A 25,999-nucleotide genomic window follows, 5' to 3' on the forward strand; every position below is an offset into this window, starting at 1 on the left:
CACCCCAGCCCGGACCGGAGCACCAGGAGGACCCGCGATGAGCACCACCACCGTCGACCATCTCCCCGTGCCCGGTCCGGGCACCCCCGGGTCTCCGGGAACCCCGACCGCCACAGCACCCCGGGCCGCGAGCCTCGGCGGTGCCTGGCGCCGCTTCCTGCTCCGCCGCGCCGTCGGCCTCGTCATCAACCTGGCGCTGCTCGTCCTCGTGACGTTCCTCATCGTGCAGCTCATCCCCGGCGACCCGGCAACGGCCATCGCCGGCGACACCGCGACGCTCGCCCAGGTCGAGCTCGTCCGGCACCAACTCGGTCTCGACCAGCCGATCGCCGTCCAGCTGTGGCACTACGTCGCCGGCGTCGTGCAGGGCGACTTCGGTGACTCGTACAAGTACCGCGCGCCGGCGATGGACATCGTCATGACGGCCGTGCCGTACACGCTGACGATCACGATCGCCGCGGTCCTGCTGCTGCTCGTCCTCGGACTCGCACTCGGCATGACCGTCGGTGTCCTCACCCGCGGCGACCGGCACCGCTGGCTCGACGTCTCGTTCTCGGCGGTCACCGGCCTGATCTCGTCGATCCCCACGTACGTGCTCGCCACCGGGTTCGTCGTCGTCTTCGCGGTCCTGCTGCACGTGCTGCCGCCCGCGTACTCGCCGGCCTACGACTTCGGCGCGGCGGCGGTCCTGCCGATCGCCTCGCTCACCGTGGGCGGCACGTGCTCGGTGGCCCGCATCGTCCGCCGCGAGACCGCCGTCATCCTCGAGCAGGACTACATGCGCACCGCCCGCGGGTGGCGGCTGCCGGCGCTGTCGATCTACGCCAAGCACATGCTGCCGAACCTGCTCACCACCGCACTGACGCTGTCCGGGATCATCCTGACGGCCCTGCTCGGCTCGGCACTCATCACCGAGGCGGTCTTCGCGTGGCCGGGCCTGGGCGGCGTGATCGTGCAGGCCATCGCGGTGGACAAGGACTACCCGGTGATCCGCGCCGCGGTCTTCGTGATCGGGCTCATCTCGCTCGTGATCACCCTGGTCATCGACATCATCCTGGGTCTCATCGACCCGCGCACCCTCGGGGAGAAGCGTGGCTGACACCATCACCACCGTCCGGGCCGCCACCACCGATCCGGCATCGCGTCCCCGGACCTTCGCGTGGAACGGCGGGCTGATCGTCGGCTTGGCGATGTTCGGGCTGATCCTGATCGTGGCGGTCGTCGCCCCGTTCGTGTTCGGCTCCCAGGCCACGGGCATCGGCGGCACCTCTGGGCTGGGGTCCACCGCCGAGCACCCGCTCGGTACCGACACCCTCGGCCGCGACATGCTCGCGCGCACCCTGGTCGCCACCCGGGCCACGGTCCTGATGGCGCTCGCCGCCACGGCCCTGTCCGCGATCGTCGGCATCGCGCTCGGCATCGGCGTCTGGCTCGCCCCCCGCCGGGTGCGCGAGCTCGGGCTGCGCGGGATCGAGTTCGCGGTCAGCTACCCGACGATGCTCGTCGCGATCATCGTCGCAGCGATCCTCGGGCAGGGCATGGTGCAGGTCGTCGTGGCCATCGCCGTCGCGAACATCGCCGGCTTCGCCCGTCTGACCGCCAACCTGGCGGCGAAGATCTCCACCAGCGAGTACGTCACGACGGCACGCCTGATGGGGGTCCCGGCGCACCGCGTCGCGATGCGGCACGTCCTGCCGAACATGGCCGAGCCGACGCTGATCCTGATCGCCGGTGCCTTCTCCGGATCGCTCGTCGAGATCTCCGGACTGTCCTTCATCGGCCTCGGCGCGCAGACCCCCGCGTTCGACTGGGGCACCCTGCTCAACGACGGGTTGGACCGGATCGTCGTGAACCCCGTCGTCATCGTCGGACCCGCGGTCGCGCTGACCTTCGCCTCCCTCGCCGCCCTGCTCGTCGGGGACGGACTGGCCGCTGCCGCGAACCCGCGGTCGAACACCACGCGGTCCCGCACCACCCGCGCGACCGGCCCGTCGACGCTCGCGGTCGAGGACGACGCCGTGCTCGTCGCGGACGGCATCTCGGTGCAGCACGCCGCCAGTGGACGCGCCCTGGTCAAGGACGTCTCGTTCACCATCCGGCGGGGCGAGGTGCTCGGGATCGTCGGCGAGTCCGGTTCGGGCAAGTCGTTGACGGCCTCGCTCGTCGCCAAGCTGCTGGGCGAGGGGCTCGAGGGCTCCGCGCGGCGGCTCGAACTCGGCGGCGTCGACCTGCTCGGTCGTGTGCCGGACCGCGTGCTCGCGTCCCGCATCGGCCTGGTCTACCAGGACCCGGGCACCGCGCTGAACCCGGCCATGGTGCTCGGCATCCAGTTGTCCGACGTGCTGCGGATGCGGCTGCGCCACAGCCGACGTGACGCGATCCGGCTCCTGACGCAGGGCTTCCGCGCCGTGATGCTCACCGATCCCGAGGGTCGACTGCGCCAGTACCCGCACCAGCTCTCCGGCGGCATGAAGCAGCGCGCGATGATCGCGTCGGCGATGAGCACGAAGCCCGACCTGCTCATCGCGGACGAACCGACCACCGCCCTCGACGTCACCGTCCAGCGTGAGGTGCTGACCGTGCTCAAGCGGATGAACGAGGACTCCGGCACCGCCGTGCTGTTCATCTCCCACGACCTCGGCGTCGTCCGAGCGCTGTGCGACCGGGTCCTCGTGATGCGGAACGGCGAGATCGTCGAGCGCATCGACGACGTCGCCGGGCTCTCCCCGGACACCGTCGACCACCCGTACACGAAGCAGCTCCTGGCGGCCACACCGGTCGTGACGGTGCCCACGGAGTCCACGCGCACCGAACAGGCGGAGGCACACGCATGACCGACACCACGGCGGCGCGCGAACGCCGCGCAACCGACACCGGCACGGCCCCCATGATCGACGTCCGCGCCCTCGACGTCGCGTTCGGCTCGACGACCGTCCTGCACGGCGTCGACCTCCGCCTCGAGCGAGGTCGCACCGTCGGCGTCGTCGGCGAGTCCGGCTCGGGCAAGTCCACCCTCGCCAAGGTCCTGGTCGGCACCGTGAAGCCCGCCTCGGGCAGCGCCGCGGTGGACGGCGTCGACCTGACCGCGGCCGACCGGTCGACCCTGCGCGGGTACCGCCGCCGGGTCCAGATGATCCCGCAGGACCCGTACTCGTCGCTCTCGCCGCGACGGACCGTCGCGCAGACCCTGGCCGAGGCGATCGACCCCGTCCGCCCCCGGGTCGCCACCCACGAGGACCGCATCGGCGGCTGGCTCGAGCGGGTCGGGCTGTCACGGGACATGATGCACCGCTACCCGCACGAGTTCTCCGGCGGGCAACGGCAGCGCATCGCCATCGCCCGCGGCCTCGTCATCGACCCGCACCTGGTCATCGCCGACGAGATCACCTCGGCGCTCGACGTCTCGGTGCAGGCGCAGATCCTGGAGCTGCTCGCCGACATCAAGGAGTCCCTCGGCCTGACGATGATGTTCATCTCGCACAACCTGGCGGTCGTGCAGCGTGTGAGCGACGAGGTCGTCGTGCTGTACCAGGGTGAGGTCGTCGAGGCCGGTCCGGTCGAGCAGATCTACGCCGATCCGCAGCACTGGTACACGCGCCGCCTGCTCGACGCGGACCCCGGTTCCGCCCGTTTCAGCCTGGCCGGCTGACCGACCCGGAAGGCCCGCTGTGGCGGCACGACTCCCGACGACCCCGCACGCCGACGGCGTGCTCCGACTGGTCGGCGCGACCCTGGTCGACGGCACGGGTGCGCCGCCCCGCGCCGACGCCGAGGTCGAGCTGCGTGACGGCGACGTCACCTACGTCGGTCCACGGCGCGCCCCGGCCGCGGACGTGCCGACGGTGGACCTGAGCGGCCGGTGGCTCCTGCCCGGCTTCGTCGACGCGCACGTGCACCTCAGCATGGTGTCGACGACGCCCGAGGAACAGCGAGCACGGTTCCCGGAGGAGCACGTGCTCGAGGTCGCCGAGGTGCTCCGGAGCACCCTGCACGCCGGCGTCACGACCGCGCGGGACCTGGACGGGCTCACCCCCGGCTACCGCGACGCCGTCGCCCGGGGCACCGTCGTCGGTCCGCGCCTGCACCTCGCGATCGCCATGCTCTCGCCCACCGGTGGCCACGCCGACCCGGTCCGGCCGAACGGGTCGCTGCCGGCCTGGGCCGTCCGGCCGGGCATGCCAGCGCCGGGCGTCGTCGACACCGACGAGGACGTCGTCCGGACGGTCCGCTCGCTGCTCCGCACCGGCGCCGACGCGATCAAGGTCTCCACGTCCGGTGGGGTCGGTTCGCCGACCGACGACCCGGACGACGTCGGCATCACCGAGGACCAGGTGCGGCTCGTCGTCCACCTGGTCGGCGAACGCGGCGGCCGCCCGGTCACCGCCCACGCGCTCACCGACGCCGCGGCCCGTGCCGCCGTGCTCGGCGGAGCCGCCAGCATCGAACACGGCTACGACCTGCACGACGACACCATCGCGCTCATGGTCGAACGCGGCACGGTGCTCGTCCCCACCCTCAGCACGCTCCTGCGTGAACTCGACCCGTCCACCGCCTCTGCGGAACGCCTCGCACAGCGCGCGGCACTGCACGCTCGCGGCCTCGACAGCGTGCGACGTGCCGTCGCCGCCGGCGTGCCCGTCGCGCTCGGCACCGACGCGGGTGTGCACCCGCACGGTCGGAACCTCGCCGAACTCGCCCGCCTCGTGCAGGTCGGGCTCTCGCCGCTCGCCGCGATCGCGGCCGGCACGCTGCAGGGTGCCCGGCTGCTCGGTCTGGAGGGCCGGCTCGGCTCCGTCGAGCCCGGCAAGGCCGGCGACCTGGTCGTCTCGGGCGTCGACCCGCTCGCCGACGTCGGCGCGCTGGCCGACGCTGCCAGCGTGCGCGCGGTCCTGCAGGCGGGTCGTGTGGTCAAGGACCTGGACGGACTGGTGACCACGGCCTCCTGACCGTGGCCACACCCGCGCAGCAGGCGGTGGTCAGCGCAGCGCGGCCACCGCGCGCTCGATGACGGCGACGACCCGGTCCGGAGCGGCGTGCGCGACGGCGTGACTCGTGTCGACCTCGTCGACCACTGCACCCATCCGGGCGACGAAGTCGCGCTGGATCGCGGGCAGCAGGTGCCGGTCGCTCGTGGCGATCAGGTACCAGCTCGGGCGGGTCCGCCACGCGGGCTCGCCGGTGGGTTGCTGGAAGGCGGCGTCGGCGGTGACGCGACCCTCCGCCCGTGCGGCCCGGAGCACGTCCTCGGGCACGTCCCAGGCGAGTGCGACGCGCGACTCCTCGTCGTCCTGTGCGATCCACTCGCCGGCCGGGCCGCGGTGCATGTACTGCGAGACGAGAGCGGGTTCCCGGGTCTCGACGATCCCGGAGACCGACTCGCCGGCGTCCGGGGCGAAGGCCGCGACGTAGACCAGCCCGACGACGCGGTCGTGCGTGCCCGCGTTCGTGATGACGGCGCCGCCGTAGGAGTGGCCGACGAGCAGGACCGGGCCGTCGATGCCGTCGACCAGGGCGCGGACCGAGGCCTCGTCGTCGCGGAGCGAGGTCATCGCGTTGTCGGCGAGCGTGTACGGGATGCGGCGGTCGCGCAGCAGCGGGGCGACGGACGACCAGGTGGACGGCGAACCGCCGGCGCCGTGGACCAGGACCACGTGGACGCTCATGCGTGGGTCGCCACGGCCAGGGGGAGCAGGACGGTCGGAGCGGGAGCGGCCTCCCGCCCCGCGAACGGCACCGGCTGGCAGACCATCAGGTAGTCGCCGGGCTCGACCTCGGACAGGTCCGCGTTCTCGAGGATCACGACGCCGGCGCCGCACAGGGCGACGTGTGTCGGCCACGCCTCGGTGTGCGCCGGGGCCTCCATCGTCATGTAGTCGATGCCGGCGAACCGGACCCCGCGGTCGACCAGCCACTGTGCACCGCTCGGGCCGAGGCCGACCCACGTCTCCGACCGCTCGTTCCGGGTCAGCGCGTCGGTCGAGTTGCGCGTGCGGAACAGCACGCGCTCGGCACCGGCCGCACCCGCCGCCTCGAGGTCGTCGGCGGTGATCTCCTCGACGACGTGTCGCAGGTCGAGGACGCGGACCGGTCCGACCACGCTCTCGAGCGCGATCTCGTCGACGGTCGTCGCACCGGGCACGAAGTGCGACGGGGCGTCGACGTGCGTGCCCGTGTGCGCACCGATCAGCCAGCGGGACACGTCCGACGGGTACCCGTTCGCGATCTCCTCGACCATCTCGAAGGTGGGGCGCCGGCCCCAGTGCAGCATCTCGGGGGAGATGGGGATGTTGATGTCGATCGCGTCGGTCATGGCGTCCTCCCGGAACTCCGGCACAATGGATTCGGATTGGCACAAATTGTATCCAATCAAGCCGGAGGTGCAAGGGCATGACGAAGACGTTCGACGGGGCGGTGTGGACCGGAACCGCACTCGGGGGCCGGCCACGCGGGCTCGTGCCGCTCGTGCTCGGGTGGGAACCGATCCCCGAGTCGATCTCCCTGCGTGGCGGCGATCCCGCACGATTCCTCCTCGAACCCGTCACCGCCGCGGCCGTCGTCTTCGACCACGGCTGGGTGCTCCTCGACGGTGGGTTCAACGTCGACCGCGTGCGCGACCCCGAGGCGCGTGCCGCGCACTACGAGTACGAGAGCTACACGGCGGTCGTGCCGCCGGGCGACGCGCTCGCCGAGGGGGTCGCGGCTGCGGGACTGGCGTGGGCCGACCTGGCGCTCTGCGCGATCTCGCACGTGCACCTCGACCACACGGGCGGCCTCCGGCTCGTCCCATCGGGCACCCCGGTCGCGCTGCAGCGACGGGAGTGGGACTGGTTGCGGAGCGGCATCGGTCGGCGGGAGACGGTCGTCGTCGACGACGTGCTCGACGCCGACGTCCGGGTGTTCCTGCTCGACGGGGACACGGAACTGGCATCCGGCCTGACCGCACTCGACACCCGCGGACACACGCCGGGGCACCAGTCGTTCCGCATCGACCTGCCGGATCGGACCGTGGTGCTCGCGTGCGACGCCGCCGACCTCGAGCGGAACCTCACCGAGCGGACTCCGTGTGGCTGGGTGGGGAGGGCCGGGGACGAGCTCGAGGCGCAGCGTTCGATCGACCGGCTGGCGGACCTGGCCGCCGAGCCCGGCGTCGAGGTCTGGCCCGGGCACGACCCCGAGTGGGCGGCCTGGCGGCGCTGAGCCGGCGGGTCCGGCCAGCGGGGCACCGCGCTCGGGATGGGTCACCCTGCCCGCGGTGGTTGCTCCGGCAGCGCGGCCCACACGTCCGCCCAGATGAGCTCGAAGTCGACGGGCGCGAGCCGGTGCGCCCGCACCGCCCGCTCCAGGATCGAGAGCGCGTCGAGCGACCCGGCGAGGAGCCGCTCGTCGCCGTGCACCTCCGGCCGACCGGTGCCCAGGAACGTGGTCACGGTGATCGAGCGCACCCGTGGCCGCAGCCGCCTGGTGGCCCGGCCGAGGACGACGAACCCCGCGGCGTACAGCGCGAGCCCGACGGGCATGCCCGCCGCCGGTACCGAGACCGCGAGGACCACGACCACGAGCGCGGTGAACGCCCCGACGGCGGGCCACACGTGCCACGCCCGGAGCAGCAGGCGCTCACTCGTGTTCGTCCCGGGCGGGAACACGACGAGTGTCCGCGAGGTCCACATCGTGCGTCCCACCGGCCGGATCGTGTAGCGGCCCCACAGGTGCGGCCCGTCGATCAGGCGGTCGCGGACCGACGTCGCCGTGGTCACCGTCCCACCGGCAGGAGCTCGGCGCGGACGGGTTCCACGGTGCTGACCGGTTCGACGGTGCCGACGACGTCCCGGTGCCGGACGGTCGTGAGGCAGGGGAAGCAGACCAGGTCGCCATCGCGGACGTCGGCCGGCAGCGGAGCCGGGAGGCGGTGGAACGGACCGTCGGCCTGACCGTCGCATCGGGTGACGACGTACATCGTGGCGAGGGGAGCGGTGCTCCGGCGTCCGATCAGACGCACCTGGTCGAGCACGGCGCAGGTCGGCAGGACCGCGTCCAGTTCCAGGAGCACCACCCCGGTGCGCGGCCGTCGGACACGGGTGACCGACGCGACCGCGACGCTCACGTCACGAGGGGTCCAGCCGCGGGGGCGGTAGCGCGGCGGCGACTGCTCCGCGGTGTGGACGCTCGGGGTGCCGGTCAGGTCGGCGAGCCGGACCATCGAGATCGCGGCGACCACCAGGTCGTCGGTGGTCGCCACGGTGTGTGCCGGCCACAGGACCGGGTCCATCGGATCCGGCAGGGACGCACGGAGCGTCGGCATGATCGCTGTCAGTGTCACACCGGACACGTTCCCGTGCGGGCGAGCAAGGGGGAAGGTGCCCTGACGGAACCCCTACGCCCGCGTGCCGACTCCTGACGGTCCGCTCACTCGATGTCCACGTCCCGCTTGCCGCGCCGCACGATGAGCGGGTCCGGCTTGCCGATCACGTCGACGGCCTTGTCCGGGTAGTCGAACTGCGTCAGGAAGTACCGCATCGCGTTCAGGCGGGCGCGCTTCTTGTCGTTCGACCGCACGATGGTCCACGGTGCGTACCGCTTGTCGGTGCGCGTGAACATCGCCATCTTCGCCTCGGTGTAGTCCTCCCACCGGTCGAGCGACAGCAGGTCGATGTCGGACAGCTTCCACCGGCGCACCGGGTCGAGCTGCCGCATCGCGAAGCGGGTGCGCTGCTCGCGGCGGGTGACCGAGAACCAGAACTTCGTCAGGTGGATGCCGGAGTCGACGAGCATCCGCTCGAACTGCGGCACCTGGGTCATGAATGACTCGTACTCGGCGTCGTCGCAGAAGCCCATCACCCGTTCGACGCCGGCGCGGTTGTACCAGGAACGGTCGAACAGGACCATCTCGCCGGCCGACGGCAGGTGCTGCACGTAGCGCTGGAAGTACCACTCGCCGCGTTCCCGCTCGCTCGGCTTGCTGAGCGCCACGACGCGCGACGTCCGGGGGTTCAGGTGCTCCGTGAACCGCTTGATGGTGCCGCCCTTGCCCGCGGCGTCGCGCCCCTCGAACAGCACGACGACCTTCTGCCCGGTGTCCTCGAGCCAGTACTGGCACTTCAGCAGCTCGATCTGCAGCTGGTACTTCGAGTACTCGTACTCGTCGCGCGGCAGACGCTCGTCGTACGGGTAGTCGTCGCGCCACGTGAGGACGGGGTTGCCGTGCGGGTCGATGAGGTCCGGGTCGGCAGTGTGTCCGTCCGCGACGCTGTAGCCCTCGGTCCGGAGCTGCTCGATGTACTCCCGGAGTGGTTGCGAGTACGGCGCTGTGTCCACGGTGTCTCCTCTGCCCGCCGATCGGTCGGCTGGTCCCATCCTGTCCTGTGCGACCCGACAACTGCCCAACCGGACGTGTCCCACAGGTGACCACGCGGCTCCGTGATCCGACGCGGTAGCGTTCTCGATGGCCTGTCCCCGACCCGGATCGAGCAACGATGCCTGACGTCCACCTGCCTGCCGCTGACCGCTACGAGCAGCTCCCGTACCAGCGCGTGGGGAGGAGCGGCCTCATGCTGCCGCGCATCTCCCTCGGCCTGTGGAACAACTTCGGCGCCGACCGCGCACTCACCACGCAGCGCGACATCGTGCTGCACGCGTTCGACCGTGGGATCACGCACTTCGACCTGGCGAACAACTACGGTCCGCCTCCCGGGTCGGCCGAGGAGCAGTTCGGCCGCATCCTCGAGTCGGACCTGCGCCCGTACCGCGACGAGATCGTGGTGTCGACGAAGGCCGGCTACGACATGTGGCCGGGCCCGTACGGCGACCGGGGCTCTCGCAAGTACATGCTCGCGTCGCTCGACCAGTCCCTCGGGCGCCTCGGCCTGGACTACGTCGACGTCTTCTACTCGCACCGTCCCGACCCTGAGACCCCCATCGAGGAGACGGTCAGCGCCCTCGTGACCGCGGTCCGTTCGGGCAAGGCGCTGTATGCCGGCATCTCGAACTACGACCCGGCGCAGACCGCCGCGGCAGCCGAGGCGCTCGCTGCCGAGAACATGCACCTGCTCATCCACCAGCCGCGCTACAACATGTTCGACCGCGTCCCCGAGGACGGGCTCTTCGACGAGCTCACGCGACTCGGCACCGGCGCGATCGTGTTCTCGCCGCTGGCCGGCGGGCTGCTGACGGACCGCTACCTGGACGGTTCGGTGCCGGTGGGTTCACGTGCCGCCGAGGGCCGTTGGTTCGGTGCGGACCGCATCGACGACGAGTACCTGGCCACGGCGCGGGCGCTCAACGACATCGCGGCAGCACGCGGGCAGACGCTCGCCCAGCTCGCGATCACGTGGGTGCTCCGGCAGCCGGCCGTCACGTCGGCGCTGGTCGGGGCATCGAGTGTCCGTCAACTGGACGGCACGCTCGACTCGCTCGCGGGCGCCCCGCTCACCGACGAGGAGCTGGCGGCGATCGACGCACTGGTGCCGCGCGGCTGAGCCGCGCGGCGCGGTGGACCCGACGAGATGACAGACGGGAGGGACGGTGCCAGCTGGCACCGCGCCTCCCGTCCGTCAGTGGGTTGCCCCTAGACCGCCGCGGTCGCCTCGTCGCGGTGCGGGAGCTTCCAACCCGGGCGCACGAAGTGGCAGGTGTACCCGGCGGGGTACTTCTCGAGGTAGTCCTGGTGCTCCTCTTCGGCCTGCCAGAAGTCGCCTGCGGGCTCGACCTCGGTGACGACCTTGCCGGGCCAGATACCGGACGCGTCCACGTCGGCGATGGTGTCGCGCGCGACCTGCTCCTGCTCGGGCGAGGTGAAGAAGATCGCGGAACGGTAGGCACGGCCGACGTCGTTGCCCTGGCGGTCCTTCGTCGACGGGTCGTGGATCTGGAAGAAGAACTCGAGCAGGTCGCGGTACGAGATCTCCGACGGGTCGAAGACGATCTCGACCGCCTCGGCGTGATCACCGTGGTTGCGGTACGTCGCGTTCGGGGTGTCACCACCCGAGTAGCCGACGCGGGTGCTGACGATGCCGGGTCGGCGACGGAGGAGCTGCTGCGCTCCCCAGAAGCAGCCGCCGGCGAGGATGGCGGTTTCGGTGGTGGTCATGGTGGCCTCCTGAGGTCGTCGTACCGCTGGCTGCGGCACCGTGTGGTGCAACCGGCAACGGGGGCTGTCTGTTCCCGTCGCCGGGCCGGCACACCTCGACAGTACGAGGACGTGCTCCGTGTCACCCCTGCGGTACGGTCGGGCTCACATGAAGAGGTCAGCATTGCCCGACGACGCTGTCGATCCGACGGTGCGCGGAGAGACGACCTGCCCCCAAGTGCTCCCGAGGACCTGATGCCGTTCACTCCAGAAGAAGCTGCCGAGCAGGCGGCGATCCTGGCCGACCTCCGCAAGCTGGGGTACGACTTCTCGAACCTGTCCGTCTTCGCTCAGTCAGGTATCCGGTACAAGGACGCGGTGCCGACGCTGATCGAGTGGTTGCGGAAGGCGCGGACGCCGATGATGCAGCGGGCAGTCGCTCATGCGCTGACGAATCCGTCGGCAAAGGGCACAGCCGTGCCTGCATTGATCGAGGCGTTCCGCAACTTCCCCGACGAAGCGGGTACCTGCTGGGCAGCAGGGGATTCGGTCGAGTCAGCGTACGTGGACGCGTACTTCGACGACGTGGCAGCGCTCGCGCTCGATCCCCAGTACGGACGTGCACGGCAGATGGTGGCCCTCGCGCTGGGGAAGTCGAAGCGGCCCGAAGCGGTCGACGTCCTCCTGCAACTCATGGACGACCACGAGATCAGCGGGCATGCGGTGTTCGCACTGAGCAAGCGGCCGAATCCTCGAGCGCGGGCGGCGTTCGAGGAGAAGCTGACCGACGACCGCCCGTGGGTGCGGAAGAAGGCGGCGCTCGGGCTGAAGAAGATCGAGTGAAGCGAACCAGCTGACGGACGGGAGGCGCGGTGCCAGCGGGCACCGCGCCTCCCGTCCGTCAGTCGGGCCGCGTCAGCTCGCGGTGTCCTCGAGCGCGTCGAGCGCGGCCACGTCCTCGGCGGCGAGCACGAAGTCGACGTCGGCGTTCGCGGCGATGCGCGACGGGGTCGTGGACTTCGGCAGCGGCAGGACGTCCTTCTCGAGCAGGTAGCGGATCGCGACCTGGGCGACGGACTTGTCGTACTTCGCCGCGATCTCGGCGATCTGCGTGTTCTCGAGCAGGCCGCCGGTGGCGAGCGGCGAGTAGCCCTCGGTGAGGATGTCGTGCTCGCGGTCGAACGCGGTCGTCTCGTCCTGGGTGTTGCCGATGAACCAGCGGATCTGGTTCGCGTGCGGGACGACGTCGGTGCGGCCGAGCAGGTCCTCGAGGTCGGCGACGGCGAAGTTCGAGAGACCGATCGAGCGGGTCCGGCCGGCGTCGTAGACCTCTTCCAGGACCTTCCACACCTCGACGTTGCCGTCGCGGTGGTCGGAGCCGATGGCGTCCCAGGGCCACGGTGCGTGCACGAGGTACAGGTCGATGACGCCGACGTCGAGGTTGCGGCTCGAGGTCTCGAAGGCCTCGCGGGCGCCGTCTGCGGTCTTGATCTCGGCCGGCAGCTTCGTCGTGACGAAGACCTCGTCGCGGGGAACGGCGCTGTCACGGATGGCCTGGCCGACGCTGGCCTCGTTGCCGTAGGCCAGGGCGGTGTCGATGTGACGGTAGCCGGCGTCCAGGGCGGTCGTCGTGGCGTCGTAGGCGTCGTCGCCGGACGGGATCTGCCAGGTGCCGAAGCCGATCTTCGGGATGTGCAGGCCGTTGGACAGGGTGAACGTGTCGGTGAGAGCGGGCATGCGACGGACAGTACGCCGCGGGTTGGTGGACGTGTGGAGCGCCGCCACCGCGCACCGCGCCCCTGCACGGGCATCGCGCCCCGACTCACGTGGGCGCGATGCCCGCCTGGGGGCGCGAACGCGGCAGGCGACGGACGACTGTCAGCGCGTGCGCGCGCCGATGCGCGGCAGCACGAAGCCGAGCACGATCATCGCGACGGCGAGGAACGCGTGCAGGACGTTGTCCGCGCTGTTCAGGGGGACGAAGTCCGCGGGGTCCGCCATGCCGGCCGTGAACAGACCGTAGACGAACAGGACCGCGTAGACGATGCCGCCGACGACCAGGTACAGGCGAGCGCCCGACGCCGAACGGGCTGCGATGAGTCCGACGATGCCGAACAGCAGGTGCACGATGTTGTGCAGGACCGACACCTGGAACAGGCCCAGGAGCAGGGCCATGGAGCCGTGACCGGCCATGGACATCGAGCCCATGTCCATCGTGAGCCCGGGGATGAAGCCGGCGATGCCGACGATCAGGAAGACGACACCGAAGAGGAGCGCACCCTTCTGGGTCCACGTCGAGCCGGTGCGGTTGCGAGCGGTTGCTGCGTTGCTGGTCATGGTGAGACCTCTCTTGTCGAGCGCGCCACGGATGTTGCGCACAGGGGATTCGGGGCCGATGCGCAGTCGGATTGCAGGGCGCATCCGATTTCCGAACGCCGGTGATCCTGCTGAGTCGGCCCGCATGCCTCGCTGCCTACGCTCCGCCGTACGGCAACACCGACGGAAGGCAGCACCATGGCAAGCGGAGTCGCAGCGGTATGGGTCCCGGTCACCGACATGCAGCGGGCGGTCGCGTTCTACCGCGACACCCTCGGGCTGACGGTCACGGACGAGTCCGACGACTGGAGCGAGATCGACGCGAACGGTCTGATGATCGGTCTGAACGGCCGTGAGTCGGCGAGCCCGTCGAGCGGCGGGGGAGCGGTCATCACGTTCCAGCCGGACGGGTCGATCGAGGACGAGCTGGCCAGCATCCGCGAGCGCGGTGCGGACGTGCAGGGCGAGATCAGCGAGCACCCGTGGGGCAAGATCGTCCCGTTCAAGGACAGCGAGGGCAACGACCTGCAGTTCTACGCGCCGCCGCAGGGCTGACGCGGTCCCAGGACGGACGGGAGGCCCGGTGCCAGCTGGCACCGGGCCTCCCGTCTGCGGGTGGTCGCCTGCAGAGCGCTACGCGACCGCGATCTCGTTGGGCACGCCCGGCAGCGCGTCGCTGGAGGCGACGACCTTGCCGGTGGTCAGGTCGACCGCGTGCACCTTCTGCTCGGCGGGGTCGGTGACGTAGGCGATGTCGCCCGCGACCTTCACGGCGGGGTGGGCGTCCTGCCACTCGGCCGGGCCCTCCCACGCGTCGATCACGGGGAACGAGTCGAGCTGGTCGCCGGTGGTCTCGTCGAAGGTGTGCAGGGCGCCGTCGTCACCGAGGACCACCGCTTCGTCGCCGGGGCCGCGTGCGAGGTCGCGGAACGTGAAGCCGACGCCGTCGGGCATGTCCGCGACGGTGTACTTCCCCGAGGCCGCGTCGATCAGGGCGATCTGGTCGAGCAGGTAGCCCTCGCTGTCCGGGTCGTCGTTGTAGTCGCCGACCGCGACCGATGACGTGTCCGTGGTGAACAGGTTGCCGGTGCGGCCGTACTCCGTGGGGGCGTCGAGCTTCTCGAACGCGCCGTCGGCGTAGACGAGGGCGCCGTCGGTGCAGCCGAACACCGCGACCTCACCCGTGACGGCACCTTCGCCGTGCACGTCCGGGCACTGCTCGGACCGGGTGATCTCCTCGCCGTCGGCGTCCAGGGCGCGCACGCCGGAGCGGCTCTCCTCGGTGCCGATGGTCGTCAGGAGCGTGCCGTCCTCGAGCTCGATCGCGACGCCGTGGTGGGCGGCCTCGGACTCCGTCGTCTCGACCTCGGGCAGCTCGGCGCCGTCGAGCTCGGTGTTGTCGAAGGTCGTCACGTCGCCGGTGCCGTCGGCGAACAGGGCGGTGCGGTCGCCGTGCACGACGGCGTGCCCGCCGGTGTCGGCCGGGAAGACCGCGGTGGTCAGGGCCGGGTCCGCCGCGGTGTCGAGCACCCGGAAGCCCTCCGGCACCGTGACCAGCACGTGGCGGCCGTCGCCGGCGGGGTTCACGCGGGTGAAGCCGTCGACGGCGTCGTCGGCCACGACCCGCAGGTCCTGGTCGAGCACGAGCAGGCCGCCGTCGTAGGTGAGTGTGATGCGGGTGCCGTCGGCCTTCGGGGTCGAGGTCCGCTCGGCGTCGGCGGCGGTGGTGGCGCACCCGGTCAGGGCCAGGGCTGCGGCACCGAGCAGCGCAGTCGGCAGTGCCGCGGCGCGGAGGGTCTGGGTTCTGGTCATGGACATTACTGTACTGATTCTCATTCTCAATTAGAAATCGGAGTCGTCAGGCCGTCGACGATCGCCTCGGCGTTCGAGTGCATCATCCCGAGGTAGGTCGACGCCGCACCGTCCTCGGTCAGGGACTCGGTCGCCAGGGAGCGGATCGACACCTGCACGTCGACCTCCTCCGCCAGGACCTCGGCCAGGCGGGCGGGCTGCGAGGCGTCGGCGAAGATCGTCGGGACGCCCGCCTGCTCGATCGCGTCCGCCAGGTCACGCAGGTCGGCTGCGCTCGGGGACGCCAGGGTCGTGCCGCTCGGGATCACGGCCCCCACCACCCGGAACCCGTAGCGGTCGGCGAGGTACCCGAACACGTGGTGGTTCGTCACCAGCGCCTTGCGATCGGCGGGGACGGTGTCGAAGGCGGCGGTCATGTCGGCATCGAGGGCGACGAGCCGGTCGGTGTAGGCCTCGGCGCCGGGTGCGTCGATGCCGACGGCGTCCAGTTCGTCGTCGAGGGCCTCGACCACGTCGACCATCCGCGCGGGGTCCGTCCAGAAGTGCGGATCGGGGCCGCTGTCGTCGTCGGTGGTCCACTCCAGGGCGTCGATCGCGTCGCCGGCGGTGAACACGGGCACGCCGTCGTCGGCCGCGGCGCGGACGTGGTGGGCCACCCCTTCCTCGAGCCCGAGGCCGTTCTCGACCACCAGGTCCGCGCTCCGGAGCCGAGCCGCCTGCTGGGCGGAGACCTCGAACGAGTGCGGATCGCCACCGGGCGGCATGAGCACCATGACGTCGGCCCGGTCCCCGACGACCTCGGTCACGACGTCGCCCAGGATGTTCGTCGTCACGGCGACGAGTGGACGGTCCGAGCCGGCGGTGGTGCAGCCGGCGGTGGTGACGGCGACGGCTGCGACGACGAGCGCCGCGGTCAGTGTCCGCGCGGTGCGCCGGACGGGCGCGCTCCCGCTCACCGTCCCACCTCGGCGAGCGCGGCGGGCGCGAACGGCAACTCGATGGTCCGGGCCACGCGGGCGCCGTCCGCGAAGTCGATCTCGTGCACGACGGCACTCGTCGGGTCGGCCACGTAGGCGCGCTGCGCGTCGAGCTGCAGCAGCGGCGCGGTGTCGCCGTCCACCACGGGGTCGGTGGTCGCGACGGCACCGGTGGACGCGGTCACGACGACGACCCGGCCGGTGTCGTCGACCCCGACCACGTGCTCGTCCTGGTCGTCGACGGCGACCACGGCGCGCAGTGGCCGTTCGGTCGCGACGTGCTGCCACGCGCGTTCCCGCACGTCGAGCAGCCAGAACCCGGTGTCGCCCGCGAGTCCGGCGACCGTGGGGCGGCCGGCCCGCGCGGCGAAGTCGGTCGGTCGCTCGGCGTCGTCCGGCAGCGCGACGAACGAGGTCCCGCCGGCATCGTCGACGAAGACCGCTCCGTCGGCGCAGCCCACCACGGCGCCGGCGCGGGTGACGATCCCACCAGCGGGGTCGGTGCAGGCGTGTCCGGCGCTGGCCGACCCGGTCGACCCGGTCTGCGCTCCGTCGCCATCGAGGACGCGGACGGTGTCGCCGTCGGCGGCCACCAGGTGCTTGCCGAGCGGCAGCAGCACGGTCGCGTCGAGTCGGGCGGTCTCGTCGAGCTCGCCCTGCCCGAGTGCCGCGCGGTCGAGCACCACTGCCTCGCCGCGTTCCGGCCAGGCGATCGTGGTCGTCGTCTCCGACGAGTGCACCTGGACCGGGCCGCCGCCCTCGAGTGTCCCGACGACGCGCGGCTCGGCGGCGTAGTAGTGCGTGTGGTCGCCGTGGTCGACGGTCCAGGAGCCGCCGTCGACGACCGTGGTGCGGTCGCCGTCGCTCGTCACGAGGAACCGGCCGTCGGTCGCGGCGTGCTCGGCCGCGTCGACGCGGTCCAGGTCGGTCGTCTCGCCGGTGAGCAGGTCGTGCAGCGCCGTCTCGCCGGTCGCAGCGACGGCGAGGAGGCCCAGCTGGGGTTCCTGGGACTCGGTCGCGCCCGCCACGTACCCGTGTGGAGCAGTGGTCGCGTTGGGGCCGTCGGCCTGCGGCGCCGAGGTGGTGGAGCACGCCGTGGCGGTCAGGGCGAGGCCGGCCGTCAGGCCCACGGCTCCCAGGAGTCGTGTCGTCCGGAGTCGTGTGCTCGCGCGGTCGGTGGTCGGGTCGTGGTTCATGGTGCCTCTCGTGCTGGTGCTCGGACGGGGGGGTCGACCGGGTGGTCGACAGGGTGTGCGTCGCTCCGTGCGGTGGCGCGCGCGATCGTGCGTGCGACCGCGGCGGTCGCGCGGGACAGGGCGACCCCCACGACGGCGACGGCCGCGATGCTGGCGCCGGCGGCGGTGCCGGCGTGCCAGGAGACGAGCAGCCCGACCAGTACGGCGACGACACCGAGCACCGCGCCGAGGAGCATCGTCGAGGCCACGTGCTTCGTCCAGGCGCGGGCCGCTGCGGCGGGCGCGAGCAGTAGTCCGACGACCAGCAGGGTCCCCACCGCGCGGTAGGACGCCACGACGGCGAGCGTGACCAGGCCGATGAGGACCACTTCGGCGAGCCGTGGGTGCAGGCCGAGCGTCGCGGCCTTGCGGACGTCGAACGCCAGCGCGGTGAACGGCCGGTGGAACACTGCGGCGACGACCAGTGCGACGGCGACGGCGACCGCCAGTCCGCCGAGGTCGGCGCGGGTGACGGCCAGCACGTCGCCGAACAGGATCGCGGTGACGTCGGTGGCGAAGGACCGCGATGCCGACACGATGATGACCCCGAGGGCGAGCATCCCGACGAAGAGCAGCCCGATCGAGGTGTCGTACGACAAGCCACCGCGTCGTCGCAGCGCCCCGACGCCGAACACCATCACCCCGGCGCTGACGGCAGCACCGAGCACCGCGGGGACGCCGGTGAGGGCTGCGATCGCGACGCCGGGCAGCATGCCGTGCGACAGTGCCTCGCCCAGGAACGCCATCCCGCGCACGAGCACCCAGGTGCCGACGACGGCGCACAGGACCGCGGCCAGGGCGCCACCGGTCAGGGCGCGCACCATGAAGTCGACGGTGAAGGGATCGGTCAGCCAGGTCACGGTCCGAGACGCTACATGAAAACGAGTATCGATACTGATAGCGTGCTCAGGTGCCAGCGACCGACCCGCCACCAGCCGTCCGCCTCGACCGGGTGACAGCCCTGCGCGGGGATCGGACCGTCCTCGACGGCCTCGACGCGACCTTCGCCGCCGGCCAGGTCACCGCGCTGACCGGACCCAACGGGTCCGGCAAGTCGACGCTGCTCGACGTGGTCGCCGGCGTGCTGCGGCCGACCGCCGGGCGCGTCACGCGCCTCCCGTCCGACGGCGTCGCCCACGTGAGCCAGTCCGTGCCGCCGACCACGCTCCCGCTCACCGTCCGCGCGACCGTCGCGATGGGGCGGTGGCGCCACCGGGCCTGGTGGCGACCGCTCGGCCGCGACGATCGCGCCGTCGTCGACGCGCAGCTCGAGCGGATGGCGATCGCCGACCTCGCCGACCGTCCGCTCGACGAGCTCTCCGGCGGTCAGCGGCAGCGGACGCTCGTCGCGCTCGGCCTCGCGCAACGGGCCCGGGTGCTGCTCGTCGACGAACCGACGGCCGGCGTCGACGCGGACTCGGCGGCGCTCGTGGTGGCGGCGCTCGCCGCCGAGGCAGCCGACGGCGTCGTGGTCGTGCACGCCGCGCACGACCCCGCGGCGATCGCCGCCGCCGACGCCGTGGTCACGCTGCGCTGATCCTGGTCACTGAGCACCGGTGTCTCGCGGACCCCGTGTCGTGTCGCTACTCGCCGGGTACCGGCACCGTGCGGCCCGTCGCCACCGACTCCTGCGCCGCGAGCACGATCGACAGCGTCCGGAGCCCGACGTGCACGTCCGGCTGCGGCTGCACGCCCGACCGCACGGCGTCGACGAACGTCCGGAGCATCACGGCGTCGGGGTCGGCGCCGGTGCGGGACTCGATCGGCAGCCCGGTCTCCGCGACGATCCCGCGCGCAGCCGCCCCGAAGAAGTCGAGCGACACCGTGCCGCCCGTCCCGGCGACGTCGAGCGTCAGCCCACCCCACACCGCCGAGGTGTCCGGCTTGCTCCACGAGCAGTCGATCGCCGCGACGACGCCGTTCGCGTACGTGATCGTGACGAGTCCGGCGGTCTCCGCCTGCGCCCGGGCCGCGTGCAGCGTGCGGTTCGCCACGGCCGTGACGGTGACGGGCGCCGAACCCATCAGGCCCTCGAGCAGGTCCGCGATGTGCACGACGTGGTCGACGATCGCGCCACCGCCGGACAGCTCCGGCTCGGTGAACCACGACCGGGTCAGGGGGAGCATGCCGTTGTTCGCGCCGCGGACCGAGAACAGCTGCCCGAGCGCACCGGAGTCGTGCGCCGCGCGGAGCTTGTCGAACGCCGAGGTGAACCGCACCGGGAACGCCACCATGAGCATGACGCCCGCGGCCTCGACGGCGTCGCGGATCGCGAGACCGTCCTCCCACGTGGTCGCGAGCGGCTTCTCGCACAGGACGTGCGCACCAGCGGCCGCCGCGGCCTCGACGAGTTCGCGGTGCCGGGCGTTCTCGCTCGTGACGACGACCGCGTCCGGGCCCCAGGCGAGCAGCTCGTCGTACGTCTCCGCGTAGGCGACCCCGAGCTCGTCGGCCAGGTCGCGGCCGCGCAGCTCGATGACCGTCTCGCCCGTGCTGACGCCGTCCGGGTCGGCACCGCGGACCTCGACCCCGGGCATCGCGGCGAGGGCGGTGAGGTAGCCGATCGCGTGGGTGTGCGCGAACGACGTCACGGCGATCTTCAGAGCGGTCATGCGCGGGCCCCCGTCGCCAGGTGCACCGGCTGTCCGGTGTCCATCGACTCGAGTGCCGCGTTCGCGATCCGGACCGCCTCGGCGCCGTCCGCCGCGGTCACCCGGGGTGCGGCACCGCCGGCGAACGCCCCGAGGAACTCGGCGAGCTCGAGTCCGTACGGGTCGTCGGCTGGGTCGACCTCGGGCAGGAAGCCGTCCGCAGCGTCGGGCACCGCGAGGTCGGCGACGTAGTCCTGTTCGTCGAGCGACCGGTGCGCCAGGCTGCCGCGCGTGCCCGTCACCGAGTACTCGGTCGAGAACGCGAGGTGCTGCGGCCCCCAGATCCCGGCGACGTGGCTGATCGCCCCGGACTCGTGCGTGAGCAGGACGTGCGCCGCCTCCACCGGCTCGGTTTCGGTGCCGGCGCGGACGCCGACCGCCGACACCGTGGTGACCGGTCCGGCGACCCAGCGGGCGATGTCGAGGTCGTGGATCATCTGGTCCATCACGATGCCGCCGGACAGTGCCCGGTCGGCGAACCACGCGGTGCGGATCGGGAACGCGCCGGAGCGGACGAACCGCAGGACGGCCAGGTCGCCCAGGAGGCCCGTGGTGACGGCTTCGTGCAGGCGCACGTACGCGGGGAAGAAGCGCACCACGTGAGCCGGGTAGAGGTGTCGGCCCGCCTCGCGGGCACGGGACACCAGGTCCGTGGCGTCGGCGTCGGTCCGGGCGAGCGGCTTCTCGGACACGACGTCCTTGCCGGCGGCGAGTGCGGCGCGCACGACCTCGGCGTGGGCGAAGGTCGGCGTCACCACGTCCACGACGTCGACGGCGGCGAACAGGTCGTCGAGCGAGTCGACGACAATGATCGAGGAACCCGCGGCGGCTGCGGCCGGACCGAACGCGGCGGCCAGGTCCTCGGCGCTGTCCTGTGCGTACACGACGACCGGGCCGAGACGGAGCAGGCCCGGCATGTGCGCGTGTGCGATGCCGCCGGCGCCGACGAGGCCGGTCCGTGGCGGGGTCGGGGGCATCGGGGCTCCTTCGCGGGGTGGGCCGGTCGACGGTGACGGGGACCGGGCCATGCTACCGAGCCGCCGGTCGGAGGGCAGTGCTCAGGCGGAGCCACGCCAGGCCCCCTCGATCGGCCTTCCACTTCGTGGTCGAGTCGAGGTCAGAACCCGATGGACAGATTTTCTGAGATAGTGGCACAAGTCAGAAAATCTGGCGCAGTTGTTCTGAGGTCTGGAGGCAGGAGTGTCCACGAGCACCTGGCCCGCGCTGGAGTACGAGCAACTCGACTGGGAGCGGCGTGATGCCGACCACGGTCCTCGTGCCGCTCGACGCAGCACGGTGCGCGAACAGTACCTCGCCGCCGTGCCGCCGCACATCTCCACGGCCGCCCTCCGGCTGAGCGACGAGGTGGCGACGCTGGTCGACGAGGCTTCGACGGCGCTCGTGCGCTTCGACGGCGAACTCGGTGGCGAGGTGGCACCGTTCTCGTCCCTCCTGCTGCGGTCCGAAGCCGCGGCGTCCTCGCAGATCGAGCACCTGACGGCCAGCGCCCGACAGGTCTTCGCTGCCGAGATCGGTGCTCCGGGCAAACGCAACGCCACGGCGATCGTCTCCAACACCCGAGCCATGCGCACCGCGATCGAGTTGTCCGATGAGTTGACCGCGGACACCGTGCTCGCGATGCACGCGGTGCTGATGGACGGTGATCCCCACCACGACGCCGGAGCGTTCCGGCAGGAGCCCGTCTGGATCGGCACGGACGGACGTTCCCCGGTCGGTGCCGACTACGTCGCTCCGGCCTGGCGGCGTGTCCCGGCGCTGATCGACGACGTGATGGCGTTCGCGCGGCGCCTCGACCTGCCGCGGTTGGCGCAGGTCGCGGTGGCGCATGCTCAGTTCGAGACGGTCCACCCGTTCACCGACGGGAACGGTCGCACGGGGCGTGCCCTGCTGCAGGCGATGCTGCGCTCGAACGAGCTGACCCGGAACGTGACGGTTCCCGTGTCGGCAGGTCTCCTGACCGACACGGACGGCTACGTCGAGGCGCTGACGGCGTACCGCCGCGGTGCCGTCGAGCCGATCATCCGACGGGTGGCGGAAGCGTCGTTCACCGCCATCGGCAACGCCACGGAGCTGGTCGACGACATCCAGCGGATCCGTCAGGGCTGGCGCGACCGCGTCGATGCTCGGAGCGATTCGGGCGTCTGGGCCGCACTCGACGTCGTCGCGCGGCAGCCGGTGCTGAACGCGACGGTGCTCGCTTCCCAGATGGGGATCGAACCGCGGAACGCGTACCCGCACCTCCAGAAACTCGTCGGAGCAGGGATCCTGGTGTCGAAGAACGAGTACCAGCACGGGGTCCTGTACCGCAACGACGAGGTCCTGGCAGCGCTCGACGCCTTCGCCAGGCGGGCCGGGCGTCGCGGCTGACCCGGGCCCGGTGTCAGGCGTCGAGGGCGCGTCGCGCGGCCGCCACGACGTCGGCATCGGTCACGAAGTGCGCTGAGCCGTCGTCGGCACCGCCCATCGGGACCCCCGCGTGCGCACTGTCCGGCGCGGCCCGCTTGGCCGACAGGTGCACGGCGGCTGCGCCCGTGGCGACCAGCGCACCGATGTCGGCGGGGGTGACACCGGCACCGGCCATGACCTGCACCGGCCCGGCGGCGTCGACCATCCGGGCGATCGTGGCTGCGCCGGCACCAGCGGTGGGGGCACCGCCGGACGTCAGCACGCGGATGAAGCCGAGCGCCGCGAGCGTGGCTGCTGCGGCGACGGGGTCCACCGCGTGGTCGATCGCCCGGTGCAGGGTGATCTCGGCCGTCGCACTGACCGAGTGGGCGGCGTCGACGAAGCGCCGCAGGGCGTCCTCGTCGAGGGTCCGGTCGGGGCGCAGTGCACCGACGACGACGCCGGCGGCTCCGGATCGCAGGACCGTCCGGACCTCGCGCACCATGAGCTCGACCTCGTCGGGGCTGTGCACGAACCCGCCGGGGCGGCACCGGACCAGCGCGTGCGCCGGGATCCCGGTCTCGTGGGTCGTCTCGACCAGGGCCTGTGACGGGGTGAGACCGCCGAGCTCGAGCCCGACGCAGAGCTCGACCCGGTCGGCCCCGCCGTCCCGTGCGACGACGGCACCCTGGGGCGACGTGACCGCGATCTCGAGTGCAACGGGCGAAGGGGTCATGCAGAGGCTCCGAGTGGCTGGTCCGAGGCCGGGATGATCCTGGCGGTCAGGTCCGGGGCCTCGGGGAACACTCGATCGTAGGGGAACATCGGGCGCGCGATCCTGTGGTGCCCGAGGCGGAGCAGGTCCTGGTCGACACCACCAGGGGTGAGCGCGAGCATCCAGTCGGCGGCCATGTCGAACAGCTCCGGCTCGAGGTACCCGATCTTCACGACGACGACGTCCGCCTGCCGCGGTGCCAGGTCGAGGTCGGTGAAGTCGTGCTCGTGGTGGTACGGCTTCCGGAGCTTCGTCAGGATCGCGAACACGCTGCCGACCTGCAGCACGACCTCGGTCTCGGCGTCGCGGTCGCCGTGCTTGATCGCGTGCACCCGGCCGGTCATGGTGATCGGTCCGGCGTGGACGTCGTCGACCTCGGCTCCCGCGGTCACGGTGACCGTCGCGCCGACCCCCGCAGCGACGGCCGTGGCGACCGCGGCGGGTCCGGGGACGCTCGCGTAGATCAGGGTGGGGCCGTCGGCACTCGCGAACGCCGGGTTCGCGAGCACCTGCGTCAGGCCCCAGGTCATGTCGCCGGAGCCGCCCGCGGTGGGGTTGTCCCCGGAGTCGGACACGAAGTACGGGTGCGCGGCGCCGGGAGCGAGCGCCGCGTCGAGGCACTCCTCGAACGTGCCCGTCGGCGCGACGAACACGAAGTCCTCGCGGGCGTCCCAGAAGGCTCGGGCGAGTCGCTCGGCGCCGGCGGCGACGGCGGCCTCGTCCCATCCGGTGACGACGGTGACGGCCTGGTCGCGCGGCTGGTCCGCCCAGGCGTAGCCGACCCAGATCGCGGCGTCGAGCACACCGTCGGTCTGCTCGACGAGCGGCACCTGTGCGTACAGCGAGGCGGCGGGTTCGAGGCGGGTCGAGGTCTGCTCGCCGGGCAGCAGGACGGGGATCGGGATCCAGGCCTTCACGGGGCGCTGCGCGCCGGCGGGACGCGTGGTGAGCACGTCGACCAGGTTGCGGACGGCCCGCTCCTTCGTCTCCATGGCGTCCTCGTGCGGGGCCATCCGGTAGCAGGTCACCAGGTCGACCTGGTGGGCGAGCTCCCGCGTGACGTTGCCGTGCAGGTCCATCGACGCCGACACGACGACGTCCGGGCCGATCACCGCGCGGATCCGCCCGAGCAGGTCCGTCTCGGCGTCGTCGAGCCCCTCGACGACCATCGCGCCGTGGATGTCGTACCAGAGGCCGTCCACGTGCTCGGCGTCGACGATCGCGCGCAGTCGCGTCACGATCTCGGTCGCGAGTTCCTCGTACGAGGCGCGGTCCACGATGCCGCCGGGCAGCGCGTGCCCGATGAGCGCCCCACGGAAGTCCGCCGTGTCCGACATCGCGGACAGGAACGGGTACCGCGCCACGACCTCGTCGCCGCGGTCCGGGTGGAACGCCGGAGCGTGCGTGCGGGTGGGCGTGAAGGTCGACGTCTCGATCGCCAGTCCGGCGATGGCGACGACCGGACGTCGGGCGACGGCGGGGGTGGCGGACACGGTCTCAGACACGGACGCTCCTGTTCCTGGTGGTGGACTGCGGGATGGGGGTGGACAGTTCCTCGAGCGAGGCGGCGAGGCCCCGCTGCAGCGCGAACTGCCCGGCACCGACGAGCCCGGCATCGGCGCCGAGCGACACCGGCTCGATGGCCAGGTGCTGCGTCATGAGCGGGTGGCAGCTCTCGTACAGCTGACTGCGCACCGCTGCGATGAAGGGGTCGAGGGTGGAGAGGATGCCGCCCAGGTAGACGGCGTCCGGGTTGAAGAAGTTCACGTTGGCCGCCAGCACCTCGCCGAGGTACCGTCCGGCCAGGCGGACGGCACGGGTGGCCTCGGGGTGGGCGTCCGAAGCGAGTCGGACGACGTCGGCGGTCGAGGAGACGTCGACCCCGGCGTCCGACAGGATCCGCACCAGGGCGGCCCCGGACGCGACGGTCTCGAGGCACCCCGTGTTCCCGCACGAGCAGGGGGTGTCACCGGCGGCGTCGATCCGCACGTGGGTGATGTCGCCGGCCGAGCCCGTTGACCCGCGGTACAGGCGGCCGTCGATGACGATGCCCGCGCCGATCGCCGACCCGGCCTTGATCGTGATGGTCTGCCGGCGTCCTGGAGGCTGCACGCTCTGCTCGCCGGCGGCCATGCAGTTCGCGTCGTTGTCGACGATCGCCGGCAGGCCGAAGCGTTCGGACAGCCAGGCCGCCACGGGGAACCCGTTCCACCCCGGCATCCGGCTCGGCAGGTCGACGACACCGGCCTCGACGTCGACGGGACCGGGCAGGCTCAGGCCGACCCCGCGCAGGCCGGCGCGACCACGGTCGTCCGCGAGCCGCTCGAGCAGGCCAGCCAGTCGCTGCAGTCCGGCGGTCGGACCGTCGGAGAGGGCGAACGGGACGTTCGCGACCGACTCGAGCGCGCCTCCTGGCAGCACGATCCCGACCCGCGCGTGGCCGCCGCCGACGTCCGCGGCGACCGCGTACTCGTCGACGCCGCCGATGCGGAGCACCTTGCGCGGGCGTCCACCGGTCGAGACGTCGGTGCCCTCTTCCGCGAGCAACCCGTGCGACAGCAGCTGGCTGACGACGTGCGACACCGTCGACGGAGCGGCGCCGAGCAGCGTGGCGATCTCGGTGCGACTCGCGGCCTGGCCGGACGCGACGAGTTCGAGAACGCGAGCAGAGAGGTCCGTCACGACTTTCTCCAATCCGGGGGAAACGACGGTCGATCCGACCGAACACCCGGAGCCTAACCGGCGGAACGGCCCGTTCACCCTTT

Annotated in this window: 27 protein-coding genes; 10 read left to right on the forward strand and 17 right to left on the reverse strand. The window is 72.0% G+C overall.

Annotation, left to right across the window (positions count from 1 at the left end; all coding sequences use genetic code 11):
- Positions 1-37 precede the first annotated feature (37 nt).
- The 4 genes from KZI27_RS02485 to KZI27_RS02500 are packed head-to-tail and all read left to right on the forward strand — an operon-like array spanning position 38 to position 4,946.
- A complete protein-coding gene (locus tag KZI27_RS02485) occupies positions 38-1,099 on the forward strand; it encodes an ABC transporter permease (protein ID WP_222659182.1) in 1,062 nt (353 codons plus the stop codon).
- Positions 1,092-2,834: a dipeptide/oligopeptide/nickel ABC transporter permease/ATP-binding protein gene (locus KZI27_RS02490; protein ID WP_261784023.1), complete on the forward strand. Its 1,743-nt coding sequence runs from the start codon at positions 1,092-1,094 to the stop codon at positions 2,832-2,834. The genes KZI27_RS02485 and KZI27_RS02490 overlap by 8 nt, the downstream gene beginning before the upstream one ends.
- A complete protein-coding gene (locus KZI27_RS02495) occupies positions 2,831-3,649 on the forward strand; it encodes an ABC transporter ATP-binding protein (RefSeq protein WP_261784024.1) in 819 nt (272 codons plus the stop codon). Before KZI27_RS02490 ends, KZI27_RS02495 begins: the two co-directional genes overlap by 4 nt.
- A gap of 19 nt (positions 3,650-3,668) precedes the next feature.
- Complete coding sequence (locus KZI27_RS02500; RefSeq protein ID WP_222659183.1) at positions 3,669-4,946, forward strand: metal-dependent hydrolase family protein; 1,278 nt, start codon at positions 3,669-3,671, stop codon at positions 4,944-4,946.
- Between the two features lie 30 nt (positions 4,947-4,976).
- Here the strand turns inward: KZI27_RS02500 and KZI27_RS02505 are convergent, their stop codons facing one another.
- Both KZI27_RS02505 and KZI27_RS02510 read right to left on the reverse strand, forming a co-directional pair.
- A complete protein-coding gene (locus tag KZI27_RS02505; RefSeq protein WP_222659184.1) occupies positions 4,977-5,663 on the reverse strand; it encodes an alpha/beta fold hydrolase in 687 nt (228 codons plus the stop codon).
- Positions 5,660-6,310, reverse strand: coding sequence for a cyclase family protein (locus KZI27_RS02510; protein WP_222659185.1), 651 nt, complete (start codon positions 6,308-6,310; stop codon positions 5,660-5,662). The genes KZI27_RS02505 and KZI27_RS02510 overlap by 4 nt, the downstream gene beginning before the upstream one ends.
- A 77-nt stretch (positions 6,311-6,387) precedes the next feature.
- On the opposite strand from KZI27_RS02510, the gene KZI27_RS02515 reads away from it, so the two are divergent.
- Positions 6,388-7,197, forward strand: coding sequence for an N-acyl homoserine lactonase family protein (locus tag KZI27_RS02515; protein ID WP_222659186.1), 810 nt, complete (start codon positions 6,388-6,390; stop codon positions 7,195-7,197).
- Positions 7,198-7,238: 41 nt separating this feature from the next.
- Here the strand turns inward: KZI27_RS02515 and KZI27_RS02520 are convergent, their stop codons facing one another.
- The 3 genes from KZI27_RS02520 to ppk2 form a co-directional block, all read right to left on the reverse strand.
- A complete protein-coding gene (locus KZI27_RS02520; protein WP_222659187.1) occupies positions 7,239-7,754 on the reverse strand; it encodes a DUF6611 family protein in 516 nt (171 codons plus the stop codon).
- Positions 7,751-8,317 (reverse strand): hypothetical protein, encoded by a 567-nt coding sequence (locus tag KZI27_RS02525; protein ID WP_222659188.1) that lies wholly within the window; start codon positions 8,315-8,317, stop codon positions 7,751-7,753. The genes KZI27_RS02520 and KZI27_RS02525 overlap by 4 nt, the downstream gene beginning before the upstream one ends.
- Positions 8,318-8,403: 86 nt before the next feature.
- A complete protein-coding gene (ppk2, locus tag KZI27_RS02530) occupies positions 8,404-9,351 on the reverse strand; it encodes a polyphosphate kinase 2 (protein WP_222659189.1) in 948 nt (315 codons plus the stop codon).
- Positions 9,352-9,470: 119 nt separating this feature from the next.
- Between ppk2 and KZI27_RS02535 the strand changes: the two genes are divergently transcribed.
- Positions 9,471-10,472: an aldo/keto reductase gene (locus KZI27_RS02535; RefSeq protein ID WP_222659190.1), complete on the forward strand. Its 1,002-nt coding sequence runs from the start codon at positions 9,471-9,473 to the stop codon at positions 10,470-10,472.
- Positions 10,473-10,561: 89 nt separating this feature from the next.
- Here the strand turns inward: KZI27_RS02535 and msrA are convergent, their stop codons facing one another.
- On the reverse strand, positions 10,562-11,083 hold the full coding sequence (gene msrA / locus KZI27_RS02540) for a peptide-methionine (S)-S-oxide reductase MsrA (protein WP_222659191.1): 522 nt from the start codon (positions 11,081-11,083) through the stop codon (positions 10,562-10,564).
- A 234-nt stretch (positions 11,084-11,317) separates the two neighbouring features.
- On the opposite strand from msrA, the gene KZI27_RS02545 reads away from it, so the two are divergent.
- Positions 11,318-11,905, forward strand: coding sequence for a HEAT repeat domain-containing protein (locus tag KZI27_RS02545; RefSeq protein ID WP_222659192.1), 588 nt, complete (start codon positions 11,318-11,320; stop codon positions 11,903-11,905).
- Positions 11,906-11,977: 72 nt separating this feature from the next.
- On the opposite strand, the gene KZI27_RS02550 is transcribed toward KZI27_RS02545, so the two are convergent.
- A complete protein-coding gene (locus tag KZI27_RS02550; protein ID WP_222659193.1) occupies positions 11,978-12,799 on the reverse strand; it encodes an aldo/keto reductase in 822 nt (273 codons plus the stop codon).
- Between the two features lie 141 nt (positions 12,800-12,940).
- Complete coding sequence (locus KZI27_RS02555) at positions 12,941-13,399, reverse strand: DUF4383 domain-containing protein (RefSeq protein ID WP_222659194.1); 459 nt, start codon at positions 13,397-13,399, stop codon at positions 12,941-12,943.
- A 177-nt stretch (positions 13,400-13,576) separates the two neighbouring features.
- Here KZI27_RS02555 and KZI27_RS02560 point away from each other — a divergent pair, with 177 nt between their 5' ends.
- Positions 13,577-13,933 carry a VOC family protein gene (locus tag KZI27_RS02560; RefSeq protein ID WP_123294566.1) on the forward strand — a complete coding sequence of 119 codons (357 nt, stop codon included), beginning with the start codon at positions 13,577-13,579 and terminating at the stop codon, positions 13,931-13,933.
- 78 nt (positions 13,934-14,011) lie between these two features.
- Here KZI27_RS02560 and KZI27_RS02565 read toward each other — a convergent pair whose 3' ends face one another.
- The 4 genes from KZI27_RS02565 to aztB are packed head-to-tail and all read right to left on the reverse strand — an operon-like array spanning position 14,012 to position 18,262.
- On the reverse strand, positions 14,012-15,190 hold the full coding sequence (locus KZI27_RS02565; RefSeq protein ID WP_222659195.1) for a hypothetical protein: 1,179 nt from the start codon (positions 15,188-15,190) through the stop codon (positions 14,012-14,014).
- A 26-nt stretch (positions 15,191-15,216) separates the two neighbouring features.
- Complete coding sequence (locus KZI27_RS02570) at positions 15,217-16,146, reverse strand: metal ABC transporter substrate-binding protein (RefSeq protein WP_261784026.1); 930 nt, start codon at positions 16,144-16,146, stop codon at positions 15,217-15,219.
- Complete coding sequence (locus KZI27_RS02575; RefSeq protein ID WP_222659196.1) at positions 16,143-17,363, reverse strand: ABC transporter; 1,221 nt, start codon at positions 17,361-17,363, stop codon at positions 16,143-16,145. The genes KZI27_RS02570 and KZI27_RS02575 overlap by 4 nt, the downstream gene beginning before the upstream one ends.
- Entirely contained in the window at positions 17,360-18,262 is a 903-nt protein-coding gene (aztB, locus tag KZI27_RS02580; protein ID WP_222659197.1) for a zinc ABC transporter permease AztB, read from the reverse strand. Before aztB ends, KZI27_RS02575 begins: the two co-directional genes overlap by 4 nt.
- Positions 18,263-18,312: 50 nt before the next feature.
- On the opposite strand from aztB, the gene aztA reads away from it, so the two are divergent.
- A complete protein-coding gene (gene aztA / locus KZI27_RS02585; RefSeq protein ID WP_261784027.1) occupies positions 18,313-18,939 on the forward strand; it encodes a zinc ABC transporter ATP-binding protein AztA in 627 nt (208 codons plus the stop codon).
- A 46-nt stretch (positions 18,940-18,985) separates the two neighbouring features.
- Here the strand turns inward: aztA and KZI27_RS02590 are convergent, their stop codons facing one another.
- Together KZI27_RS02590 and KZI27_RS02595 are read right to left on the reverse strand one after the other, a co-directional pair.
- Complete coding sequence (locus KZI27_RS02590) at positions 18,986-20,014, reverse strand: Gfo/Idh/MocA family protein (protein WP_222659198.1); 1,029 nt, start codon at positions 20,012-20,014, stop codon at positions 18,986-18,988.
- Positions 20,011-21,030: a Gfo/Idh/MocA family protein gene (locus KZI27_RS02595; protein WP_222659199.1), complete on the reverse strand. Its 1,020-nt coding sequence runs from the start codon at positions 21,028-21,030 to the stop codon at positions 20,011-20,013. Before KZI27_RS02595 ends, KZI27_RS02590 begins: the two co-directional genes overlap by 4 nt.
- 223 nt (positions 21,031-21,253) lie before the next feature.
- Between KZI27_RS02595 and KZI27_RS02600 the strand changes: the two genes are divergently transcribed.
- Entirely contained in the window at positions 21,254-22,441 is a 1,188-nt protein-coding gene (locus KZI27_RS02600; protein WP_222659200.1) for a Fic family protein, read from the forward strand.
- 13 nt (positions 22,442-22,454) lie between these two features.
- Here KZI27_RS02600 and KZI27_RS02605 read toward each other — a convergent pair whose 3' ends face one another.
- Genes KZI27_RS02605 through KZI27_RS02615 form a run of 3 tightly spaced genes read right to left on the reverse strand, consistent with a single transcriptional unit; the run spans position 22,455 to position 25,916 of the window.
- On the reverse strand, positions 22,455-23,195 hold the full coding sequence (locus KZI27_RS02605) for a copper homeostasis protein CutC (protein ID WP_222659201.1): 741 nt from the start codon (positions 23,193-23,195) through the stop codon (positions 22,455-22,457).
- Complete coding sequence (locus tag KZI27_RS02610; RefSeq protein ID WP_261784028.1) at positions 23,192-24,739, reverse strand: M81 family metallopeptidase; 1,548 nt, start codon at positions 24,737-24,739, stop codon at positions 23,192-23,194. Before KZI27_RS02610 ends, KZI27_RS02605 begins: the two co-directional genes overlap by 4 nt.
- On the reverse strand, positions 24,732-25,916 hold the full coding sequence (locus tag KZI27_RS02615; protein WP_123310899.1) for an ROK family protein: 1,185 nt from the start codon (positions 25,914-25,916) through the stop codon (positions 24,732-24,734). The genes KZI27_RS02610 and KZI27_RS02615 overlap by 8 nt, the downstream gene beginning before the upstream one ends.
- Between the last annotated feature and the right edge of the window lie 83 nt (positions 25,917-25,999).

Source organism: Curtobacterium sp. TC1, assembly GCF_019844075.1.
Taxonomy (GTDB): domain Bacteria; phylum Actinomycetota; class Actinomycetes; order Actinomycetales; family Microbacteriaceae; genus Curtobacterium.

Bases quoted from the DNA above. Each gene is read 5' to 3' on its own strand.
- KZI27_RS02485 (WP_222659182.1), top strand. From the start codon at position 38: ATGAGCACCACCACCGTCGACCATCTCCCCGTGCCCGGTCCGGGCACC.
- KZI27_RS02495 (WP_261784024.1), top strand. From the start codon at position 2,831: ATGACCGACACCACGGCGGCGCGCGAACGCCGCGCAACCGACACCGGC.
- KZI27_RS02505 (WP_222659184.1), bottom strand. From the start codon at position 5,663: ATGAGCGTCCACGTGGTCCTGGTCCACGGCGCCGGCGGTTCGCCGTCC.
- KZI27_RS02510 (WP_222659185.1), bottom strand. From the start codon at position 6,310: ATGACCGACGCGATCGACATCAACATCCCCATCTCCCCCGAGATGCTG.
- KZI27_RS02515 (WP_222659186.1), top strand. From the start codon at position 6,388: ATGACGAAGACGTTCGACGGGGCGGTGTGGACCGGAACCGCACTCGGG.
- ppk2 (WP_222659189.1), bottom strand. From the start codon at position 9,351: ATGGGACCAGCCGACCGATCGGCGGGCAGAGGAGACACCGTGGACACA.
- KZI27_RS02535 (WP_222659190.1), top strand. From the start codon at position 9,471: ATGCCTGACGTCCACCTGCCTGCCGCTGACCGCTACGAGCAGCTCCCG.
- msrA (WP_222659191.1), bottom strand. From the start codon at position 11,083: ATGACCACCACCGAAACCGCCATCCTCGCCGGCGGCTGCTTCTGGGGA.
- KZI27_RS02545 (WP_222659192.1), top strand. From the start codon at position 11,318: ATGCCGTTCACTCCAGAAGAAGCTGCCGAGCAGGCGGCGATCCTGGCC.
- KZI27_RS02550 (WP_222659193.1), bottom strand. From the start codon at position 12,799: ATGCCCGCTCTCACCGACACGTTCACCCTGTCCAACGGCCTGCACATC.
- KZI27_RS02555 (WP_222659194.1), bottom strand. From the start codon at position 13,399: ATGACCAGCAACGCAGCAACCGCTCGCAACCGCACCGGCTCGACGTGG.
- KZI27_RS02560 (WP_123294566.1), top strand. From the start codon at position 13,577: ATGGCAAGCGGAGTCGCAGCGGTATGGGTCCCGGTCACCGACATGCAG.
- KZI27_RS02565 (WP_222659195.1), bottom strand. From the start codon at position 15,190: ATGACCAGAACCCAGACCCTCCGCGCCGCGGCACTGCCGACTGCGCTG.
- KZI27_RS02575 (WP_222659196.1), bottom strand. From the start codon at position 17,363: ATGAACCACGACCCGACCACCGACCGCGCGAGCACACGACTCCGGACG.
- KZI27_RS02590 (WP_222659198.1), bottom strand. From the start codon at position 20,014: ATGACCGCTCTGAAGATCGCCGTGACGTCGTTCGCGCACACCCACGCG.
- KZI27_RS02595 (WP_222659199.1), bottom strand. From the start codon at position 21,030: ATGCCCCCGACCCCGCCACGGACCGGCCTCGTCGGCGCCGGCGGCATC.
- KZI27_RS02605 (WP_222659201.1), bottom strand. From the start codon at position 23,195: ATGACCCCTTCGCCCGTTGCACTCGAGATCGCGGTCACGTCGCCCCAG.